Here is a 3111-nt window from a genome sequence, read left to right as displayed (position 1 = left end):
AATTTCTCCCTTCATGGTGATGTAAGTTATCAACAAAAGCTTCAGAAAACTGGTATAAGTGGTGCAAGCTTTTCAGGTGGCATACGCTATCAGTTTTAAAACAAAACTGTCAAAACAGCGTATTTCTTTTCTATGCATCAACAAAAAAGGCAGCAACAATATGCTGCCTTTTTTGTACATTAAAGTCATCCTTTTTCCTTTTAAAGCACCCTTCCCTCTTTATACTTAGTTCTTTACGAAAATCCCCAAGACAAGACACAACAAACGCAACAGAGCACTTCCATTCCCAGTGGATGAACAGTACTTCCTACTTTGAAAAAAAGAAAAGTCTATTAGAAATAAATTAATACCACTGTGTTGAAAGATGAAAGCCCACTTTAAGCCCAAGTAAGTTAGCTTTTTTACTAGCTTCTTCTACATCCTTTTTTGTTCCCTCATAACCCCAATTTGCGTCATATAATAATCCCTACCATCATGTAAAAGATGTTATGGTACCACTATATCAGTATCTCACAATATTTCTCTGAATAATAATATTCAAAATTATAATTCTTTAAATAAAATCCATTATAAATACATTTTGTAGTATACATAATTAATATCAATTATTTTTTAATTTTGACAAAAAACCAAAAATGTCTTACCAAATTAAAAACAATTACTGAAAGTAATAACAACTATCCATTTTCACTTCTTCTTATGAAGTTCGCGGGGAAATGAATATTTTGGGGCTCTCATAAGGAGAATACTAGTGTATAAAACATCCCTTTTATCATGTACGGCTGCAGCCGCTATTATCCTGTTCAACATCCAGTTCAGTGCACATGCTGAAACCCTCGTAGTTTCTGAGGGAAAACAACAAGAAGTATCCGATAAAACCTACGAAACTATTCACGCAAAAGACGGTGGCAAAATCATTGGAAAACATTTAACCATTGTTACGAATAAAGATATAAACCAAGGCACAAACCAAACCGTCTATGCTGTAACAGCAGAAGGTGCTAACAGTGCGATTGAGTTACTGGATGGCACAACCATTAAAGGCACTGGTTCTGGTATTTTCTTAGGCCTTGAAGCCAAAGACGGTGCTACACTTCAAATGACTAAGGGAACAATTACATATTCTGGAATGGAGGCCTCCTCATCTGGCATTTTATCTAGCACTGGTGCTTCCTTTTCTGACAGTAAGAGTAAAAAAAACAAGCTGGAAGACGTGGTAATATCGAGTGAAAACGATAACAGTTCACTATCCTTAGGAATAAGTGCTAAAAACAGCACAGTAACCTTGAACAATGTAACCGTTACTCAAGCACTAAAAGGCATATTTGCAGATGATCACTCGACAATAACAATCTCTGGAGGATCACTCGATGGGGAAACTGATGGGGTATATGCTGGAAACGGCAGCATCATTACTTTAAACAACAATGTTACAGTCGCATCATCTAAGGGTAATGCACTCCATGCAGATGGTATAGAATCCAAGGTCACAATGAAAGGAGGGACTGTCATAGGAGGAAATTTGAATGGACATGAAGGCGCATTACTTACAGAAAATGGTGGACGTATTGAAATTACGGATGTTACTCTAACAACCGATAACTTCGGAAACGGTGCACTTGCACTTGGTTCTGATAGCATAGTTGAATTAAAAGGCAATACAAAGATTAACAATGCTTTGAACGGTCTTGGAGCATTTGATGGTGGTAAAATCACCAGCGAAAATTTAACACTCATCGGTTCTGGAGCAAAAGAAGAAAGCACTGGTGTAGGAGTTGACCTGCCTAACAGCAAGATCGAACTAAATGGAAAAACAACCATTGAAAAATTCACACATGGGCTTGAGGCACGAAATGGTGGACAGATTGATGTCACGGATATAGCTTTAACAACGAATGACGCGGGAACCGGTGCACTTGCACTTGGTCCTGATAGCAGAATTGAATTGCATGGAACGGCAACGATTAATAATATTTTGAAGGGTCTTAGAGCAATAAATGGTGGCAAAATTACCAGCGAAAATTTAACAGTAGTCGGTGGTAAAGCAATTAATGAAAATCTCGGCAAAATAAGCACTGGTGTACGGACAGAGGATTCTGGTAGTGAAATTCAGTTAACCGGCAAAACAACCATTCAAAATGTCGATGAAGGTTTTTATGCAGACGGTGGAAGTCAAATCATTAGCGGAGATTTAACAATAACCGGTGGTGAGTCCGAAGCAGCAACCGTTGGTGTAAACATTTGGGATGCCGATAGTATAGTTGAATTCAATGGCAAAACAACCATTCAAAATGTTGATGTTGGTCTTTTTGTCATTGAAGGTAGCACAATTAAAACGAGCAATCGTGCTATTGATACTAATTCTAAAGGCCTAGATACCCAATCCGATACTCCTCAGAAGGGGAAGAAAAATACAATAGAAGCAAAAATGGCTGCACTGGTTGTAATAAATGGCGGACATATTGATCTGACAGATGTTTCTGCCACAGCAGAAGTTGCCAGTTTACAATTCGCAACTTTCTTTGATAATAATCCGAATAGCTCTCATGATCCGCAAAAATATCATAGTAATGAGATCAATCTGACTAATGCAGAGCTTCATGCTGAAAATGGTACAGGAATTTTCGTTAGAACTGTTGTTGAAAAAAGCATCGAAGATGCTGCTGCTCCATCAATCGGCACAGTCAATCTTAAAAAATCAGAAGTCCATGCTGACGTATTATTAGGAGATGGTATTTTTTGGGACAAAACATCATGGAAAGATAAAGATTTGTGGGATGGTAAAGAGGTTAAAACGATCTCCAACGGCACCTTCACATTAAGCGCAGATCAGTCTATTTTAGAGGGCAGAGCAAATATTGCTAAAGACAGAAATGTGCACTTTGATCTGAAAAACAATACAAAATGGACGTTGAAAATCAGCAAAAATGAAAAAGATGATGATGGCAATCTCCTTGATATCGCTCAAAGATCTCGTTCTGATATTTCCACGCTTAATCTCGATAACAGCTCCATTATCTTTAATGGACCAACCGAAGATCATTACCAAACATTGCATATAGGTTCTGGTAAACCAGACACGCAAGAAGTCTACAATGCAACGGGTGATGC

The 3111-nt window shown here is 37.9% G+C and carries 1 pseudogene; it reads left to right on the top strand.

What is annotated here, in order from left to right:
- Positions 1-751: 751 nt before the first annotated feature.
- Positions 752-3111: pseudogene (locus ACFING_RS09445) on the top strand (autotransporter outer membrane beta-barrel domain-containing protein); the annotation flags it as partial.

The organism is Bartonella sp. AP150HLJHH, assembly GCF_042196385.1.
GTDB lineage: Bacteria > Pseudomonadota > Alphaproteobacteria > Rhizobiales > Rhizobiaceae > Bartonella.
This window is presented reverse-complemented; position numbering and strand designations above follow the sequence as displayed.